General features: G+C 69.7%; 16 protein-coding genes. 11 read left to right on the plus strand and 5 right to left on the minus strand.

Features of this window, described 5'->3' with window-relative positions:
* Positions 1-766 precede the first annotated feature (766 nt).
* Positions 767-1,159, plus strand: coding sequence for a DUF2256 and DUF3253 domain-containing protein (locus MTS1_RS10215; protein WP_023953600.1), 393 nt, complete (start codon positions 767-769; stop codon positions 1,157-1,159).
* Between the two features lie 32 nt (positions 1,160-1,191).
* Entirely contained in the window at positions 1,192-1,473 is a 282-nt protein-coding gene (locus MTS1_RS10220) for a hypothetical protein (protein ID WP_023953601.1), read from the plus strand.
* Here MTS1_RS10220 and MTS1_RS10225 read toward each other — a convergent pair.
* From MTS1_RS10225 to MTS1_RS10235, 3 genes are all read right to left on the minus strand, one after another.
* Positions 1,470-2,576 (minus strand): acetamidase/formamidase family protein, encoded by a 1,107-nt coding sequence (locus MTS1_RS10225; RefSeq protein WP_023953602.1) that lies wholly within the window; start codon positions 2,574-2,576, stop codon positions 1,470-1,472. The two genes, MTS1_RS10220 and MTS1_RS10225, sit on opposite strands and share 4 nt — an antisense overlap.
* Positions 2,573-3,307 (minus strand): DUF1275 family protein, encoded by a 735-nt coding sequence (locus MTS1_RS16710; protein ID WP_023953603.1) that lies wholly within the window; start codon positions 3,305-3,307, stop codon positions 2,573-2,575. Before MTS1_RS16710 ends, MTS1_RS10225 begins: the two co-directional genes overlap by 4 nt.
* 88 nt (positions 3,308-3,395) lie before the next feature.
* On the minus strand, positions 3,396-4,130 hold the full coding sequence (locus MTS1_RS10235; protein ID WP_023953604.1) for a FadR/GntR family transcriptional regulator: 735 nt from the start codon (positions 4,128-4,130) through the stop codon (positions 3,396-3,398).
* Positions 4,131-4,313: 183 nt separating this feature from the next.
* Between MTS1_RS10235 and MTS1_RS10240 the strand changes: the two genes are divergently transcribed.
* Genes MTS1_RS10240 through MTS1_RS10250 form a run of 3 tightly spaced genes read left to right on the plus strand, consistent with a single transcriptional unit; the run spans position 4,314 to position 6,958 of the window.
* A complete protein-coding gene (locus tag MTS1_RS10240) occupies positions 4,314-5,561 on the plus strand; it encodes a dicarboxylate/amino acid:cation symporter (RefSeq protein ID WP_036304738.1) in 1,248 nt (415 codons plus the stop codon).
* A 60-nt stretch (positions 5,562-5,621) separates the two neighbouring features.
* Complete coding sequence (locus MTS1_RS10245; RefSeq protein WP_233494944.1) at positions 5,622-6,014, plus strand: helix-turn-helix transcriptional regulator; 393 nt, start codon at positions 5,622-5,624, stop codon at positions 6,012-6,014.
* Positions 6,014-6,958 (plus strand): cation diffusion facilitator family transporter, encoded by a 945-nt coding sequence (locus MTS1_RS10250; RefSeq protein WP_023953607.1) that lies wholly within the window; start codon positions 6,014-6,016, stop codon positions 6,956-6,958. The genes MTS1_RS10245 and MTS1_RS10250 overlap by 1 nt, the downstream gene beginning before the upstream one ends.
* 17 nt (positions 6,959-6,975) lie before the next feature.
* Here the strand turns inward: MTS1_RS10250 and MTS1_RS10255 are convergent, their stop codons facing one another.
* Positions 6,976-7,722 (minus strand): EI24 domain-containing protein, encoded by a 747-nt coding sequence (locus MTS1_RS10255; RefSeq protein WP_023953608.1) that lies wholly within the window; start codon positions 7,720-7,722, stop codon positions 6,976-6,978.
* Positions 7,723-7,833: 111 nt separating this feature from the next.
* Between MTS1_RS10255 and MTS1_RS10260 the strand changes: the two genes are divergently transcribed.
* Entirely contained in the window at positions 7,834-9,180 is a 1,347-nt protein-coding gene (locus tag MTS1_RS10260) for an APC family permease (protein WP_023953609.1), read from the plus strand.
* Here the strand turns inward: MTS1_RS10260 and MTS1_RS10265 are convergent.
* Complete coding sequence (locus MTS1_RS10265; RefSeq protein ID WP_023953610.1) at positions 9,165-9,935, minus strand: IclR family transcriptional regulator; 771 nt, start codon at positions 9,933-9,935, stop codon at positions 9,165-9,167. The genes MTS1_RS10260 and MTS1_RS10265 overlap by 16 nt on opposite strands.
* Before the next feature lie 161 nt (positions 9,936-10,096).
* Here MTS1_RS10265 and MTS1_RS10270 point away from each other — a divergent pair, with 161 nt between their 5' ends.
* From MTS1_RS10270 to MTS1_RS10295, 5 genes are all read left to right on the plus strand, one after another.
* Positions 10,097-11,032: a carbohydrate ABC transporter permease gene (locus tag MTS1_RS10270; protein WP_023953611.1), complete on the plus strand. Its 936-nt coding sequence runs from the start codon at positions 10,097-10,099 to the stop codon at positions 11,030-11,032.
* Positions 11,029-11,931 (plus strand): carbohydrate ABC transporter permease, encoded by a 903-nt coding sequence (locus MTS1_RS10275; RefSeq protein WP_023953612.1) that lies wholly within the window; start codon positions 11,029-11,031, stop codon positions 11,929-11,931. The genes MTS1_RS10270 and MTS1_RS10275 overlap by 4 nt, the downstream gene beginning before the upstream one ends.
* A 28-nt stretch (positions 11,932-11,959) precedes the next feature.
* Positions 11,960-13,246: an extracellular solute-binding protein gene (locus tag MTS1_RS10280; RefSeq protein ID WP_023953613.1), complete on the plus strand. Its 1,287-nt coding sequence runs from the start codon at positions 11,960-11,962 to the stop codon at positions 13,244-13,246.
* A gap of 90 nt (positions 13,247-13,336) precedes the next feature.
* Positions 13,337-15,592 carry an FAD-dependent oxidoreductase gene (locus MTS1_RS10285; protein ID WP_023953614.1) on the plus strand — a complete coding sequence of 752 codons (2,256 nt, stop codon included), beginning with the start codon at positions 13,337-13,339 and terminating at the stop codon, positions 15,590-15,592.
* Between the two features lie 29 nt (positions 15,593-15,621).
* Entirely contained in the window at positions 15,622-17,661 is a 2,040-nt protein-coding gene (locus MTS1_RS10295) for an alginate lyase family protein (protein WP_023953615.1), read from the plus strand.
* The last annotated feature ends 11 nt before the right edge of the window (positions 17,662-17,672 follow it).

Here is a 17,672-nt window from a genome sequence, read left to right on the forward strand (position 1 = left end):
TCCAGCCGGTCCACCCTTGAACTGGCGATCCGTCGCCGACGCGTATGAGGGTCGGCGCCCAGGGGGCGTTGTCTCCCCACACTTCCTTGCGCCATCTTTGCATTCGCTCGTCTGTGAGCGGAACAGTGACTACTGCGTCACCTAGAGCGCGAGCAAGTGCACCTGCTATGTTACGGCAATAACTACATGAGTCATCGAAACCCAGGTATGTTTCTTGCCTATTCGGCATAGTTCCTCCTAGCGCCACGATGACGTATCAGTTGCCTATTTTCGCTCTGCCCGACGATCGCGTCCATTTGACTTGGCTCTCCAGGAGCCGATTAGCATCACTACGCCGACGAGTATTTGCCCAACCGCCAAAGCACGCGTGAATCCGTCCGTTGTCAGGGCGAGATAGAAGCCGATGGCGACGATGATTATGGAGGCAACGATTCTGACTGTCCTTGAGCGATTCAAATGACACTCCGCCGATGTGTGTTGATTTCGTGAGACTCTATGCAATCCCCTCGGTGGACGTCAAGGGGCGAACGAGGATGATCGCTTATCGCACGTGCGGCATATGTTTTTAGGTCGCTGGCATCTGCTTGCTCTCGTCGAGTCCTGTCGGGCTTCGCGACGAATGCCGCGTGGAACGTAGGTCGTTTGTCATGCTCGCAGAACCGGTGTCGCCGAGACTCGCTGCGAGACGCGCCTTCTCGCCTGACCACCTCCCGGGCTCCTGTCAACAGCCCGCCCCCAACGGCCGCAGCGCGCGCAGACTGGACATATGCCCCGAGCCGCCTCCGCCGCGACCCCGCCGCCGAAGACGTGCGCGTCGTGCGGGCGCGAGATGCAGTGGCGCGCGAAGTGGGCCCGGAACTGGGACGAGGTGCGCTACTGCTCGGACGCCTGCCGCCGTCGCGGCATCCGTCCTGTCGACACGCAACTGAGCGAGAAGATCCTCGAACTGCTGAGTGCTCGTGCCGCGGGGGCGACGATCTGTCCCTCCGAGGCGGCACGCGCCGTCGGCGGGGAGGAGTGGCGCGACCTGATGGAGCCCGCGCGCCGTGCCGCGCGACGGCTCGTCGCCGACGGCGAGGTCGAGATCACGCAGCGCGGTACCGTCGTCGACCCGTCGACCGCGAAGGGGCCGATCCGCATTCGTCGCGCTCGCCGGTAGCCGCGAGGAGCGACTCGCTCTAGCCTGTCGGCATGGCGGACGTCTTCGGCTGGGGCACCATCGTGCTCGTGCTCTCGGTGCCGGTGGTCTTCATCGGCTCCGCGTTCGCGACCCGACGCCGTGACGATGCATCTCAGCCGTCGTCGGGAGGGTTGCTCGGGTTCGACGAGTTGTTCCACCCCGCGGCACACAACGCCCGGCTCACCTGGGAGGTCGAGCAGGAGCTGCCGGTTCCCGCGCCATCTCCCGACAAGGGCCCGGGCGTGATCGACGCCGGGCGCCGGATCGTCATCGAGATCGACCCGCGCGCCTAGGCGCGGCGCGAGTCCCCGGCGCGCTGAGGCACCCGCCCGAAGTCCGACTCGCGGATGCGGGCGTGGATGCCGCAGACGATGTCCACGACCTGTGAGATATCGAAGTCGGTCGCCGCGCTCAAGTAGGCGTAAGCGAGGTGCTCGTCCATGCCCCACCGGGCGGTGATGACGTCGAGCGCCGCGCGTACGCACTTGCGCATCGCCTCGTCCAGGTCGGAGTCGAGCCCCATGGGCACGAGGAACTCGTCGGTGCGGGCGAGTGGGCCGGTGAGCTCACCGAACTCCGCGAGGGCATCGGTGCGCGCGACGACCTCGAATCGCAGCGTCGCCCGCAGCGAGGCCTCCAGAGCGGTGAGCGCGACTTCGCCGTCGCCCTGCGCGAAGTGCGGGTCGCCGACGTAGGCGAGGGCGCCGGGAACCTGCACCGGAAGGTAGAGCGCCGCCCCCTCGGTCAGCAGCTTCACATCGAGGTTGCCGCCGTGGTCGCCGGGTGGCACCGAATGGGGACGCTCGTCTCCGGCGACGGCCACGCCCATCGTTCCGAGGAACGGCGCGAGCGGGAACTCGACGATCCGGCGGCCGTCGTCGGTCAGCGGCATCGTGCCGACGAGGCCGCCCGGGCGTTCTTCGACCGGGGTGAAGACGCTGACGGGATGCGGGCCGCGCGGGAGCACGCCGACCAGCGCACCTTTGCCGTGCCGGTTGGAGATGACGCCATAGGGCACGCGCGGGACGAGGCGCTCGACGGTGATTTTCAGCAGGTCGCCGGGCTGGGCGCCCTCGACGTGGATCGGTCCCGTGACGACGTGCGGTCCGTCGTGAGCAGGGTCGCGCGAGAGCGACGCGGCGATCGCGACCGCGTCGTCGAGGACAGCCTCCGGGGCGACGCCGTGACGCCCGAAGTAGGCGCGGGGATCCTTGCCCTGATCCTCGAGGATTCCCTCGTGGCTGACGGTGTCGATCGTGACGGTCATGCCCGAGGCGATCGTGAGCACCGGCGCGTCGGCGGCGCACGGCAGCCGCCCCCACAGCACGGTGTCGGGACCGGCGGGGAGGTAGTGGTCGCCGGGGAGATCGCCCTCGCCGGGCTGCAGCACGCTCACGCGACGACCGCTTCTCGTCGCGCCGGCGTGAACAGCCGAAGATGCCCGAGCACGACGACGGCGAGCGTGAGCAGTGCAGCCAGGAGGAGCGGGACCCCCGGGGTGAGGGGCAGCAGGACGGTTCCGACCAGTGCGCCCAGGAAGAGAACGAGGATGGCGGCGACGCGGCGGTTCCAGATCCCGCGCAGGCCGTCGTCGACGAACGATTCGCTCGCGAGGGACGTGAGGGTCGAGGTGACCACCACTGTCGTCATGTCGGTGACGGCGAGGCTGCGGGCGACGGCCGCCTGCGCGCCCATCGCGGCGGCGGTGAGCGTGGATGCCGTGAGGACGACCGGCTCGGAGCCGACGGCTCCGGGGATCAGGAACGTCACGCCCAGACCCGCGAGAACGATCGCCCCCGCGGCCAGCAGGCCCGTCACCGCGCCACCCCATTCCTTGCGTCGTCTCCGCAGGAACAGCCCCGCCGCGAAGGCGGCGGCGGTGAACGCCGCCAGAGCGATCGCCGGGCCGAGAACCGGGAGGTCGTCGCCGCCGGCGACCGCCATGCCGAGGATGACGATGTTTCCGGTCATGTTGCCCACGAAGACGCGGTCGAGGGCGAGATAGCCGACCGCGTCGACCACGCCCGTCACGAAGGTCAGAAGCATGAGCGCGATGAGGGCGGTCCGGCGTTGTGCCGGCGCCACGTCGCGACGCGCGAGGCGTGAGGTCGAGGGATTGCGTCGCACGTTCGGCCTTCCGTAGGGGCCCGGGGCGGGCCGGTTCGAGATGACAGTAGCGGATGCCGAGCAGATTGGTCCTACCGGAGGGCAGAGCTCACGCGTCGCTGGCGGCATCCGCTCCGGACGATCCGGCCGATTCGATCAGCTGCCGGATCTCGGCCAGGTGGATGCGCATGGCGTACTCGGCGGCGTCGGGATCACCCGCGGCGAGGGCCGCGAGGATGCGCGCGTGGCCGTCGTGCGACAGGCGTCGCCCGTCGGCATCGAGGTGGGAGTACAGGCGGGCTGCGACCGTCCATGACGCCGTGAGCTCGCCGAGGGCCGCCAGCAGCGGGTTGCCGGTGGCCTGTGCGACGGCGGTGTGGAACGCGATGTCGAGGGCCGCCGATCCTTCGGCGTCGTTCTCGCCGCCGGACTCGAGCAGCTCGCGGAGAGCCTCGAGCTGGCTCCGGTCGACGCGGGCAGCGGCGAGGCGGACGAGCTGGGGCTCGATGACGGCCCGGAACTCGGCCGCGTTGCGGAACTCGGCCGAGACCTCGTTCATGCGTGCGGCCAGCGTCGCCGAGAGCGGAACCCTCCGGGCGATGCGGTTCGCGCTGCCCTGCCGACGCTCGATCAGCCCGAGTCCGGCGAGGCGGGTCAGGGCCTCGCGGAGAGCGTTGCGCGAGACGCCGAGGGTCTGCGCGAGCACACGCTCGGGCGGCAGCGGCGCACCCGGGCTGAGCTCGCCGGTCACGATGAGGCGCTCGAGGTGTCGCGAGATGTCGTCGGCGATCAGCGCGTGCGTGCGGGGGAGGGGGCCGAGGCTCGCTCCGGCGGGGTCGGTCACAGCGGATCCTCCTCATCTGGCGGGCCGGCTCAGTCTGTCACGCTCGCCGCCTCCTCATCCGACGTTCCGATCATGTAAACGGGTCGTTACGGTCCTACCAATTCTCCGCGTCGACGATCGGCGCCGACCTAGCGTCGATGTCACCGCCGTCCGGCGGGAAGGCTTCGAGAGGGACGGACGACCGTGAAGAGAGCATTGAAGAGCCCTGCGTTGCAGATCGGACTCGCGGCACTGCTGGGTATCGCGTTCGGGCTCGTGCTGGGCGACGCGGCGGCGGCGATCGCGTTCGTCGGTGACATCTTCATCCGCCTCATCCAGATGTCGATCGTGCCGCTGGTGATGTCGTCGATCATCTTCGCGATCGGCTCTCTCCGCGGATCGGGCATGGGCCGCCTCGCGACGCGGACCTTCGCGTGGATGCTCGTCTTCGCGGCGGTGGCCGCCGTGGTGGCCTGGATCATCGGCTCGGTCCTGCAGCCGGGGTCGGGAGTCGATTTCTCCGGAGCGGTCGATCCGTCCCTCGAGGATGCCGCCGGCGAGGCGCTGGGCTGGCAGGACACGATCGTCGGTTTCGTCTCGACGAACATCTTCGACGCCATGTCCGGTGCCGCGATGGTCCCGATCATCGTCTTCTCGCTGCTGTTCGGCGCCGCGCTGAACGTCTACGTGACGGCCAGCGGCAACCGGCTCGTGCTCGACTTCTTCGATCAGATCCAGCAGGTGGTCCTGACGATGATCCGTTTCGTGATGCTGATCGCGCCGATCGGCGTCTTCTGCCTCCTCGCCGACCTCGCCGGTACGGTCGGATTCGGGGTCGTGATCGGCGGGCTCGGCTATCTGGGCTCGACCCTCCTCGGCGTGCTCGTCCTGCTCATCCTCTTCGTCGCCGTGGTGTGGGCGCGGACGCGCGTCAACATCGCCTTGCTGCCAGCCAAACTCGCTCAGCAGACGCTGATCGCCGTGACCACGACGAGCTCGGCGGTGACGTACCCGACCGTGCTCAAGACGGCGATCGAGAAGATCGGCGTCGACCGCACCGTGGCCAACTTCACCCTCTCGGTGGGGCTGACGATGGGGTCGTACGGCGCCGTGCTCAACTACGTGATCGTCGTGATGTTCCTCGCCCAGTCCGGCGGCGTCCACCTCGACGCGGGCACCCTCCTGCTCGGGATGGGGCTGGCGATTCTTCTCAACATGGGCACGATCACGGTACCGGGCGGGTTCCCCGTCGTCGCTACCTTCCTCGCCACCTCGCTCGGGCTGCCGTTCGAGGGAGTCGGGCTCCTCATCGCGGTCGACTGGTTCGCGGGCGTGCTGCGAACCTTCCTCAACGTCAACGGCGACACGTTCGTCGCCATGCTGGTCGCAGACGACCGGAAGGAGCTCGATCGCGACGTCTACGAGGGGAGGGTGCGGGCCCTGGCCGTCTGAGCCCGGGCCGCCCGAGCCCTGGCGGATGCGCCTGGCCAGCGATATCATCGCCGTGTGACGATGAATCCCGAGGCCTCCCCGCGGATGGCGACGCAGCTCGACGAGCGGGCCACCGAGATCTACGCGCACCTGTTCCAGGCACTCGCCGATCCGACCCGCCTCGCGGTGCTGCAGCACCTGTCGTACGGCGAGCACCGCGTTCGCGACCTCGTCGAGCACGTCGGCCTCGCTCAGTCGACCGTCAGCAAGCACGTCGCCTTCCTGCTCGAGTGCGGGCTCGTGACCCTCCGTCCCGAGGGGCGCTCATCCTGGTACGCCCTGGCCGAGCCCGACGCGACGGCGGGGCTCGTCGACGCCGCCGAGGCTCTGCTGCGCGCGACCGGTACCCGTGCCACGCTGTGCGCCCACCTCCGCCGGCCGCGGCCGGTGACCGACGTCGCGGTGGCCGGCTGATGGGTGCGGGGCACAGCCACGCGCCGGCGGGTGCGATCCCGGCGGGGCAGCCGGCCGACTTCCGTGTGAAGCTGTGGATCGCGTTCGGCATCACCGCCGCGATCGTGGTGACCCAGGCGGTGGGCTCGATCGTGACGGGCAGCCTCGCGCTGCTCACCGACACGGCGCACGCCCTCACCGATGCCTCCGGTCTGCTCGTCGCCCTCGTCGCGGCGAACCTCATGATGCGTCCCGCGAATGCCCGCCGGACGTGGGGTTTCCGCAGGATCGAGGTGATCGCCGCGTTCGCGCAGGCGGCGCTGCTGCTCGTCGTCGGCGTGTACGCCGCGATCGAAGGCATCCGGCGCCTGTTCGAGCCGCCGGAGGTGCCCGCGATCGAGCTGCTCGTCTTCGGCGTCGTCGGGCTCGTCGCCAATATCGTGGCGATCGCCGTCCTCTCGTCGAGTCGCGGCGCGAACTTCAACATGCGCGCGGCGTTCCTCGAAGTGCTCAACGACGCCCTCGGCTCGGTCGGCGTCATCGTCGCCGCGATCGTGATCGCGACGACCGGATTCGCCCAGGCGGATGCCGTCGCCGGCCTGTTCATCGCCGCCCTCATCGTGCCCCGCGCGGTGAAGCTGATGCGCGAGACGGCCTCGGTGCTGATGGAGTTCACGCCCCGCGGGCTCGACCTCGACGATGTGCGCGCGCACATCCTGCGTCTGGACCATGTGACCGACGTGCACGATCTGCACGCGTCGACGGTCGCAACGGGGCTGCCCACGATCACGGCTCACGTCGTCGTCGAGGACCGATGCTTCAGCGACGGCCACGCGGCCGAGGTGCTGCAGGAGGTGCGCTCGTGCGTCGCGGAGCACTTCGAGGTGTCGGTGCTGCACTCCACCTTCCAGATCGAAAACGAGCACATCCGCGATGAGGAGCCCGACTCGATGCGGCACGCGTGAGACCGGCCGCCTGAACCTCAGTCGCGCGCGTCGAGCACCGCGCGGGCCAACCGGGTCGAGCCGGCCACGGCGGCAGGCATCGTGACCACAGCCCCGAGCGGGATGAGGAAGCACAGCTGCGTCGCGATCCCGAAGCCCAGGAACCGGGCGCGGTGGGAGCGCCGCAGGCGGCGACGGTCGGCCGCCAGGATGCCGCGCGCCGACAGGGCGCGCGAGGTGAGCTCGTCGGCGAGGAGCCAACCCGTGAGCGACACCGCGGTGACCGACCCCAGCACGCCGCCCACGACCGGGATGAGGCCGACGAGGGCGGCCAGAACGGCGGCCAGCAGACCGCGGGCGATCAGCCCGATCGCATCGCCGACCGATCGCCAGAACCCTCCCTCGCTGTCGGGAACGGCGCCGCCGAGGTCGGCTTCGGCCGCACGCCAGATGCGGTCGTAGAACGGCTCGCCCACCATGAGGGTGAGCGCGGTGAACGACACCGCGACGAGCACGATCGCCCCGCCGAGCAGGGCGGTGCCCGCGGCGATGCGCACGATCGTCGTCCACACCTCGGGCCACGCGTCCGCGAAGGGCGTGAGGGCGTCGACGATCTGAGGCAGGAAGGCGCCGAGGGTGATGAGTCCGCCGAGGAGGACGAGCCCGACGATCGCGGCGGGGATGAGTCCGAGCGCCATGACCCCCGGCCGGCGCGACCAGAAGCCGAAGCCGCGCGCGAGGTCGGCGGCGCCGCGGAGGAACGAGCGGGCGGGGGCATCGGACATGTCTCTCATCCTGCCTGCATCGGGCACCGGCCAGCGGCAGGTTCACAACCACAGATCGCGCGCCGGCGCCAGGGGTTGTCCGAATTCGGGATGTGGCGCTGGAGTGTTGCGATGACCAACGACACCAGTGCGCCGATCGCCGACGATCGGCCCGGGCTGAAACGGGCCATCGGAACCCCCCTCCTGTTCGCATTCATCGTCGGCGACACCCTCGGCGCCGGCATCTACACCCTCGTCGGAACGATGGCGAACGACGTCGGCGGCGTGATCTGGCTGCCGCTGCTGATCGCGCTCGTCGTCGCGCTGCTCACCGCCGGCACCTATGCGGAGCTCATCACGAAGTACCCGCACGCGGGCGGTGCCGCCCGCTACGTCGACAAGGCGTTCGGCATCCCGTTCCTGTCGTTCCTCGTGGGGTTCCTCATGATGGCGTCGGGCATCACGACGGCGGCGGCGCTGGCCAACGCGTTCGCGGGGGACTACTTCGCCGCGCTGTTCGACATCCCGCCGATCCCGGTGGCGATCGCCTTCATCGCCGTGCTCACCGTCATCAACCTGCGGGGTGTGCGCGAGTCGCTCGCAACGAACTTCGTGGCATCGATCATCGAGGTCTCGGGTCTGGTGATCGTCATCTTCGTCGCGGCGATGGTGTTCGCCGGCGGCGGTGGCGAGCCGGCGCGCGTCTTCGAGTTCGCCCCGGATGTGCCCCCGCTGCAGGGGGCGTTCGCGGCATCCATCGTCGCCTTCTTCTCGTTCCTCGGCTTCGAAGCGGCGGCCAACATGGCCGAAGAGGTGAAGAACCCCTCGAAGTCGTACCCGCGGGCGCTCTTCGGCGCCATCATCACCGCGGCTGTCGTCTACCTGCTCATCGCGATCGGTGCCGTGATCGTGGTGCCGCCGGCCGAGCTGGCCGAATCGACCGGTCCGCTGCTGGATGTCGTGACCGCCAGCGGCGTCGCCATCCCGCCGTGGCTGTTCAGCCTCATCGCCCTCGTGGCGATCGCCAACGGCGCCCTCCTCTTCATGGTCATGGCCAGTCGCGTGGGTTACGGCCTCGCCGAGTCGGGTCTGCTGCCGCACGCCTTCGGCCGCGTGTTGTCGAAGCGCCGCACGCCGTGGGTCTCGATCCTCGTCGTCGCCGGCGCCACGATGCTCCTCACCGTGCTCGGCGACATCGGAACGCTCGCCGAGACGACGGTGCTGCTGCTTCTGCTCGTCTTCCTCTCGGCCAACGTCAGCGTTCTGGTGCTGAAGAAGGACAAGGTCGAGCACGAGCACTTCTCGGTGCCCCGGGTCGTGCCCGTGCTGGCGATCATCGCCAGCATCGTGCTGCTCACCCAGCAGACCGGCCCGGTGTGGCTCGGTACCGCCGGCTACATCGTGGTCGGGACGGTCCTGTTCTTCATCGCGCGGGCGGGGCGCCGCCGCTCGGACCGCAAGGCTCAGGCCGGGCCCTGATAGCCCAGGCCTGAGCTGATGCGGTCGGCGGTCTCGACGACCGTCCGGCCCAGCTCCGCGCCGCGCGTCTCGAGATCGATCGCCGTGAGCGGCCCGGAGATGGATACGGCCGCGATGATCTTTCCGCTGCGGTCGAGGATCGGCGCGGCGGTCGAGGCCCGTCCGAGCACGAACTCCTCGACCTCGATCGCGTACCCGCGTCGCGCGGTCAGCGCGACCTCGCGGTCGAGGTCATCGTGCGTCGTGATGGTCGCCTCGGTGAATCCGGGCAGCTCCGGCAGCAACCGCTGGCGCTTCTCGCGATTCGTGCCGATGAGCGTGGCCTTGCCGATGCTGGTCGCATGCAACGGGACGCGCTGACCCATCAGCGTGTGCGACTTCGGTGAGAGCGGCCCCTCGAAGTTGCAGAGGTAGACCAGCTCCGCACCGCGGAGGAGGGCGATGTTGACACCGAGGCCGATCTCACCGGCGAGGCTCTGCGCGATCTGACGACCGACTCGGTGCACCCGGTTCTGATTGATCGCGATGCCCGCGAGGGTCATGAGCTCGGCGCCGAGGAAGTAGAGCGACGTCTGCGGGTCGCGCTCGACCAGCCCGCCGGCCTCGAGGGTCGCGAGCAGACGGGATGCGGTCGACTGGCCGATCCCCGCTTCGCGCGCGACATCGCTCACGCGCATGGGCTCGCCCCCCGAGAAGGTCTCGAGAACCGTGATCGCCTTCTCGACGCTCTGATTGGCGCCCTTCTCCGCAGCCATGCTTCCTCGCTTTCGCCGCCGATGTTCGTCACCCTATTATGCACATAGTGCATGGCAGTTGCGCACTGTGCGCACGTCGTGCACTCTGAGTTCGGCGACGCGGATGGTCGCCGCCCCGGGAGTCGCAGACGACGGCCCGGACGACGAAACGAAGGACGACGATGACCTCTTCGAGCGTGACCGCTCACGAGAGCCCCGGGCGGGGCCGACTCGGCTCGCGGCTGAGCGAGCGCACCTTCCTGGTCTTCCTGCTGCTGCCCGGGTTCGTGCTGCTCTGCGCGATCGTGCTCTATCCGCTGCTGCGGTCGCTCGTCTCGGCGTTCTTCGACGAGAACCTGCTCTATCCGGGCATGGAGTTCGTGGGGCTCGAGAACCTGTCCGCCGTCCTCGCCGACGACTTCGGTCGTCTCGTCTGGCAGACCCTCATCTTCACCGTGGGCGCGACCATAGCGCCCTTCCTGATCGGGCTCGCGCTCGCGCTCGTGCTGAACCAGCGCTTCCCGGGCCAGCGCATCCTGAGGGGCGCCTTCCTCATCCCGTGGCTGATTCCCGGCGTCGTCGTCTCCTTCCTCTGGATGTGGATCTTCGATGCCAACTACGGCGTGCTCAACGGCATCCTCATGAGCCTCGGCGCCATCGACAGCCCGGTCGCCTGGCTCTTCCAGACCGACACCGCTCGCGGCGCCCTCATCATCGCGAAGACGTGGAACACGTTCCCCTGGGTGATGGTCATGCTCCTGGCCGCGCTCCAGACGGTCCCCGGCGAACTGCACGAGGCGGCCTCGATGGACGGAGCCGGCGTCGTCCGCCGCTTCTTCGCCGTCACGTGGCCGCACATCCGCGGCGTCGCAGCCCTCGTGGTCCTGCTCGAGTTCATCTGGAACTTCCAGCACTTCGACACGATCTTCGTGCTGACCGGCGGCGGCCCCGCCGGCACCACCAGCACCTTCGCGACAGAGGTGTACGACACCGCCTTCCGCGGGTACGACCTGGGCCACGCCGGCGCGCTCGGCATCGTCTGGATGGCGCTGCTGACCGTACTCGTCGTGGTGTACGTCTGGCTCTCCGAGCGCGGCGAGAAGGAAGGCTCCCGATGAGCACCATCACCCCCGTTCCCGCGCCCGTGGCAGCGGCCGCGACGACCCCCGAGTCCCCGCGTCCGACACGACGCCGACGCACCCGCATCCGCTGGGGAATGTGGACCGCGCTCGCCGTCATCGTCCTGTTCGGGTTCGCCCCGGTGTACTGGCTCCTCGTGACGTCGCTCACGCCGAGCGACCGCGTGTTCGCCTTCCCGCCGGCCATCTTCCCCACCCAGGTGACGTTCGAGCACTATGCGACGGTCTTCGGCAACGAGCAGATCTTCGGCTACCTCCGCAACAGCGTGATCGTGTCGGTCGTGACCGCCGTGCTGTCGGTCGTGGTGTCGATGTACATGGGGTACGCCTTCTCGAAGTACCGCTTCGCCGGTCGCAAGTCGCTGATGTACTTCGTGCTCTCGAGCCAGATGTTCCCGCAGGCGCTGTTGCTCGTCACGCTCTACCTCGTCTTCGCCCAGTTCGGTCTCCTGAACACCTACCTCGCGCTGATCCTGTCGTTCACGACGTTCACGCTGCCGCTGTGCGTCTGGATGCTGAAAGGCTTCTTCGACGCGCTCCCCGACGACCTCATCGAGGCGGCGCGCATCGACGGCGCCGGTCCGTGGCGCATCTTCCACTCGGTCGTGTTCCCGCTGGCCGCGCCCGGTCTGGTCGCGGCGGGGCTGTTCGCCTTCGTCCGCGGGTGGAACGACTTCATCTTCGCGCTCACTCTCGCCGGGCCCGATCGGCAGACGCTGCCGCCCGGCCTCGTGAACACCTTCATCTCCGAGGCCAGCACCTCGTGGCCCGCGCTCATGGCGGCATCCCTCGTGGTGTCGGTGCCGGTATGCGTCGCGTTCATCCTGCTCCAGCGCTTCCTCGTCGGCGGCATCACCGCCGGCGCGGTCAAGGGCTGACCCACCCACCCGATTCGAAGGAGAATTCATGGTCCAGGACATCTCGCGGCGCACGCTGCTGCGTTACTCGGTGTTCGGCATCGGCGGCGCGGCCGTGCTCGGGCTCGCCGGCTGCGCCCCGGGAGGCTCCGGTGCGCCGGCCGCGACGCCGGGCGGCGGCACCGCCACCGACTTCACGTTCTCGTCGTGGAGCCTCTCGGAAGAAGCGGCGAAACCGGCGATCGAGTCGGCCCTGTCGGGCTTCCGGCAGGCGCAGGGCATCGCGATCGACACGGTGGCCTACCCGTACAACGACTACCTCAACCAGCTGACGCTGCAGGTGCGGGGCGGTCAGTTCGCCGGCGCCGCCCAGCTCGACGTCGCCTGGCTGTCGGCGCTCGCCGCGCTGGGGAAGCTCACCGATCTCTCGGCGTTCGCGCAGGGCAAGGGATACACCGATGCCGCGCTGGGCGCGGGGAAGTCGGACGGCAAGCAGCTCGGACTGCCCTGGACGATCGGCGCCGTGGGTCTCATCGGCAACGCCGAGCTGTTCGACCGTGCCGGGGCGTCGCTCACCCCCGCCACGATCGAGGAGTTCGAAGAGGGCCTGCGTGCGCTCAAGGGCATCGGGGTGATCCCGTACGCGGCGAGCACGAAGGCCGCGCAGCTCAAGGACATCGTCGTGTGGATGCAGACCTTCGGCTCGCCGATCGTCGACGGCGACGCCTCGGCGATCGGCGACGAAGCGTCGATCAAGGCCGTCGAGTGGTACAAGAAGCTCTACGACGAGGGGCTCATCGCGCCCGACGTCGACCGTGCCGCCGCCCGCACCCTCTTCGCACAGGGGTCGACCGCGCTCTACGACGACGCGCCCGTGGGCAAGTCGGCGGTGCTGTCGCAGTCGCCCGACGCTTCGCTCGGCGACAAGATGACCCCCATCGCCCGGCCGGTGCTGAAGGCGGGTCAGACCCCGCAGCACGTCCTCTGGGGACACCTCGTCGTCGTCGTCGACGGCGAGGGGGCGCAGACGGCGGCCGACTTCGCATCGTGGCTCACGAGCGACACCGCGCAGAGCGAGACGTACTTCACCGCGCTCGGCCTACCGCCGACGACGGATGCCGCCCTCTCGTCGAACGCGGTCACCTCGAACACCTTCGTCGAGGCGTTCACGTCGTCGATCACCGCGACAGCGAAGCCCAGCCCGCTGTGGAAGTACCCCGCGTACGGGCAGATGGAGACCGCGATCGCCGAACAGGTCCAGGCGGTGCTCATCGGCCAGGCCCAGCCCGCCGCGGCGATGAAGAGCGCGGGGGAGGCGATCTCCCGCCTGCTCTGAGCCCGCTCGCCTCACCGCTCGACCAGACCGCCATCCGACCGGCGGGAGCCGTCTCGCTCCCGCCGGTGTCCCCCCTGCCCTGAAGGAACCATGCGCACTCAGAACATCGAATCCGACATCACCGTCGTCGGCGGCGGCCTCGCCGGCGTCTGCGCGGCGATCAGCGCCGCGCGACTGGGGAAGCGGGTGGCGCTCATCGGCAACCGGCCGGTGCTGGGCGGCAACTCGTCGTCGGAGGTGCGGGTCTGGGTCGTCGGCGCGACGTCGCACGGCATCCAGCGGTTCGCCCGCGAGAGCGGCGTGATCGGCGAGCTCTATGTCGAGAACCAGTACCGCAACCCGGAGGGGAACCCGATCATCTGGGACGAGGTGGTGCTCGACGCGGTGCGGGCCGAGCCCAACATCCGGTTGTTCCTCAACACGGATGTGCGCGAGATCGACACCGACGACGTCGACGGCGAGCGGGTCGTGACGGCGGTGCACGGGTGGACGATGGGGTCGGAGATCGCCACGACGTTCCGCAGCCCGTACGTCCTCGACTGCACCGGCGACGGCCTCATCGGGTACCTGGCCGGCGCCGACTTCCGGATCGGCCGCGAGGCCCGCGGCGAGTTCGGCGAGGCGTGGGCGCCCGAGACGGCCGATGACGAGCTCCTCGGTTCGACGATCCTCTTCTACACCAAGGATGTGGGCAGACCGGTCGACTTCGTCGCGCCGGACTCGGCGAAGGACATCACGACAACCCCGATCCCGACGTCGCGGATCCTGCGGTCCGGCGACTCGGGCGCGCACTACTGGTGGATCGAGTGGGGCGGCCACCTCGACACAGTTCACGACAACGAGGCGATCCGCGACGAGCTGCGCTCGGTGATCTTCGGCATCTGGGACTACATCAAGAACTCGGGTCGCTTCGACGCCGAGACCCTCGACCTCGAATGGGTCGGCACGATCCCGGGCAAGCGCGAGTACCGCCGATTCCTCGGTGACCACGTGTTGACGCAGAACGACATCCTCGATCAGGTCGACCACCACGACGACGTCGCGTTCGGCGGCTGGTCGATCGACCTGCATCCGGTCGAGGGCATGTACGCCACCGAGGCCGGGGCGCACCAGCGGTACTCGAACGGCATCTACGGCATTCCGTTCCGCAGTTACTACTCGCGCAACGTCGCGAACCTGCTCGTGGCGGGCCGCGACATCTCGGCGAGCCACGTGGCATTCGGCTCGACCCGCGTCATGGCCACGTGCGGCGCGGGCGGCGAGGCGGCGGGAACCGGCGCCGCCCTCGCGCTCGACCTCGGGGTGCGTCCGCGGGCGCTGGCGGCCGATCACGCCGACGAGCTGCGCCAGGTGCTCCTGCGCCAGGACGCCTCGGTGTTCGGCGTGCGCAACACCGATCCGGCCGACCTGGCGCGGCACGCCCGCGTGTCGGCGTCGTCAGCAGCAACCACGGTCGATCCCGTCAGGCTGGTTCCGGATGCCGCTGTCGCTGAGCACCCTCTCGATTCCGACCTGGGCGTGCTCGTTCCCGTGGACCCGCGGCTCGACGGCCTGGATGTCCTGCTGACGGTGGCCCGCGACACGACCCTCACCGCCGCCCTGTGGACCACCGGGCGTCGGCAGAACGCGGTTCCCATCGACGAACGGTCGCGGGTCTCGGTCGATGTGGCGGCAGCCGCCGATCCGCAGTGGGTGCGGTTGCCCCTGGCATGGACACCGGACGAGCCCGAGAACGTCGTCGTGGTGCTGGGTGCCGACCCCGACGTGAGCGTCGTGCTGGCTGAGGCTCAGGTGCCGGGAGTGCTGACCCTGCCGCACCGGCCTCAGGCCGACGGCGATCAGAACGTCGCCGTCGACGAGTCGGAGAGCGTCATCGCGTGGCCGGCGATCCCGATGCGGGGACGGACCCCGCGCGTGCGCCTGCACCCCGACACCGCGGCGTTCGCGGCCCCGCAGGCGGTCGGCGGCTACCAGCGGTTCTTCGGCGGTCCGAACCTGTGGATGTCGCGTCCCGACGACGCAGCACCGCACCTCGCCCTCGCGTGGGATGACGCGCAGTCGATCAGCACCGTGCGCCTGGTCTTCGACGACGACACCGACGTCGAGTTGAACACTCTGCACCATCACCGCACACCCGATCGCGTGTTCCCCGAGCTCGTCCGCGACTACGTCGTGGAGACCTGCGGCGCCGACGGCGTCTGGGTCGAACGGGTCAGCGTGACGGCGAATCGCCGACGCCAGCGCGTGCACGAGGTCGAGGTCGACGGGGTGACGGGCCTGCGAGTGCGGGTGACGGCCACGAACGGTGCCGCGCAGGCGCGGATCGTCTCGCTGCGCGTGATGTGAACACCGAAAACCCCGACGAAAGGTAAGACATGAAGAATCGATGGAGATTCTCGCTCGGTCTGATCGGCGTCGTCGCGCTGACGATGGCAGCCCTCCCGGCGACCGCCGCGCCGACACCGCCCGCGACGATCGACGAGGCGTTCGACGAGCTGACGTCCGAGTGGCTGCCCGCAGCCGGGACGTGGGAGGCAGCGGACGGCGTCGCGAGAGTCGTGCAGCCGGGGTCGTCACGAGGTTCGATCCTCGCGCTGACCGGCCGCGGCCTCGACCAGGCGGCGACCGCGACGGTGACCTTCTCCGCTGCGGGCGGGGGAGCCAGCGCGTGGGCGGGCTTCACGGTGCGTCGCACCGGAACGGCCGACGACTACACGCAGTCCGGTTACACCGTTCTCGTCCGCAACAGCGGTGAGCTGGCGGTCATCCGCGCCGCCGGTGACGGTCAGGTCGCCGTACTCGGCACCGCGCAGACCGACGCTCGCCCCGGGTCCGGCCCGGTCACGGTCACGGCGTCGCTCGACGGCGAGCGGATGCGGGTCGGCCTCGGCGGCGTCGGGGAGGCGACGACGCTGATCGACGTCACGGACGGCGCCTTCTCGGGCAGCGGGTTCGCCCTCGCGGCGCACCGAGACGTCCGGATGTCGGCCGCCTCCGTGCAGCTGTCGGGCGTCATCGATCGGGCCGAGCCGGTGCCGACCGACTGCGTCGGCTGGTCGGGGACGCCGGCGACGGATGCCGGCCGCGGCGAGGTGCTCGTGAGCGACGCCCGCGTCGAGGCGGTATCGGCGCGCATCGCGGCGGGCGAGCAGCCGCAGGCGTTCGCGTACGCGCGTTTGCTCACCGCTGCCGACGCGGGTCTCGAGCGAGCGCCCGCCCCGCCGACGACGTTCTTCGTGCCGTTCTTCTACAACGATCCGACCGCGCACCGTGCGGCACGGGATGGGCTGCAGAACGACGCGAACACCGCCTACGAGCTCGCGTTGGCGTATCGCCTGTCGGGCGATGCCCGCTACGGTGCGCATGCCGCGCAGTTCATCGACGCCTGGACCACGACGGTCGAATGCGTGCGCACCCGCGAAGATTCCGCGCTCGCCTTCAGCTACCACTTCCCGGCTTTCGTCCATGCCGCCGAGCTGCTGCGCGGCACGTCGGTGTGGAGTGCGGCCTCGGAGGCCGTGTTCGCCGGCTTCCTGCGCGAGACGGCGACGCCGGTCGCGGCGTCGATCCTTCACCGCACGAACAACTGGGGCAGCTGGGCCCTCGAGACGACGACCGCCGTGGCGGCGTACCTCGACGACGAGGCGGGGCTCGACGCGGCGAACGCGCGCGCCGTCGAGCTGCTCGAGCACCAGATCGACGAGAACGGGCACCTCCCGGAGGAGGTCGATCGGAACAACGGCGTCGGAGACTACGGCATCTGGTACACCCATTTCTCGCTGCTGCCGCTCTTCCTCGTCGCCGAGACGCTGTCGGCGCACGGGTACGACGTACACGCTCACGTCAACGCGAACGGGCGCGGGCTCGCCGACGCCGCGGACGCCGCGACGGGATGGGTCGCCGACCCGGCATCCTTCCCCTATTACACGGGCGACCCGGCGAAGCTCGCGAATGTGCGAACCATCGACTACCTGCGCGACGCGGGGGTCCTGGCGCACAGCATGAGCTACTTCGAGCTGGCGCAGAACCACTTCCCGACGGACCAGCGCGCGGCGCTGCTCGCCGAGGAAGGGCCGATGACGACGATCCACTCGGCGCCGTACCTGAGCCTCACCCACGGTGGACTCGCCGACGTCACGGCGGCACCCGGTGAGGGTGAGCCGGGCACGGGCGAGCCGGGAGGGGGAACCCCCGGCGGCACGGGTTCGCCGGGAGGGTCGTCGGGAGGCTCGTCGGGCACCGGTCCGGCCGGGGCGCCGGCCGGTGGCTCGGACGCCCGGGCGATCGGCTCGCTCGCGGCATCCGGAGGCCAGGTCTCGCCCGCGCCGCTGGCGCTCGCCGCAGGGCTGAGCCTCGTCGGCCTGCTCCTCATCGTCGCGCGGGTGCGCCGGCGAGCGGTCACGACGCGGGGCTGATCCTGGACGGG

Source organism: Microbacterium sp. TS-1 (assembly GCF_000509385.1).
GTDB classification, from domain to species: Bacteria; Actinomycetota; Actinomycetes; order Actinomycetales; family Microbacteriaceae; genus Microbacterium; species Microbacterium arborescens.

Bases quoted from the DNA above. Each gene is read 5' to 3' on its own strand.
- MTS1_RS10215 (WP_023953600.1), top strand. From the start codon at position 767: ATGCCCCGAGCCGCCTCCGCCGCGACCCCGCCGCCGAAGACGTGCGCG.
- MTS1_RS10220 (WP_023953601.1), top strand. From the start codon at position 1,192: ATGGCGGACGTCTTCGGCTGGGGCACCATCGTGCTCGTGCTCTCGGTG.
- MTS1_RS10245 (WP_233494944.1), top strand. From the start codon at position 5,622: ATGAATCCCGAGGCCTCCCCGCGGATGGCGACGCAGCTCGACGAGCGG.
- MTS1_RS10250 (WP_023953607.1), top strand. From the start codon at position 6,014: ATGGGTGCGGGGCACAGCCACGCGCCGGCGGGTGCGATCCCGGCGGGG.
- MTS1_RS10255 (WP_023953608.1), bottom strand. From the start codon at position 7,722: ATGTCCGATGCCCCCGCCCGCTCGTTCCTCCGCGGCGCCGCCGACCTC.
- MTS1_RS10260 (WP_023953609.1), top strand. From the start codon at position 7,834: ATGACCAACGACACCAGTGCGCCGATCGCCGACGATCGGCCCGGGCTG.
- MTS1_RS10265 (WP_023953610.1), bottom strand. From the start codon at position 9,935: ATGGCTGCGGAGAAGGGCGCCAATCAGAGCGTCGAGAAGGCGATCACG.
- MTS1_RS10270 (WP_023953611.1), top strand. From the start codon at position 10,097: ATGACCTCTTCGAGCGTGACCGCTCACGAGAGCCCCGGGCGGGGCCGA.
- MTS1_RS10275 (WP_023953612.1), top strand. From the start codon at position 11,029: ATGAGCACCATCACCCCCGTTCCCGCGCCCGTGGCAGCGGCCGCGACG.
- MTS1_RS10280 (WP_023953613.1), top strand. From the start codon at position 11,960: ATGGTCCAGGACATCTCGCGGCGCACGCTGCTGCGTTACTCGGTGTTC.
- MTS1_RS10285 (WP_023953614.1), top strand. From the start codon at position 13,337: ATGCGCACTCAGAACATCGAATCCGACATCACCGTCGTCGGCGGCGGC.
- MTS1_RS10295 (WP_023953615.1), top strand. From the start codon at position 15,622: ATGAAGAATCGATGGAGATTCTCGCTCGGTCTGATCGGCGTCGTCGCG.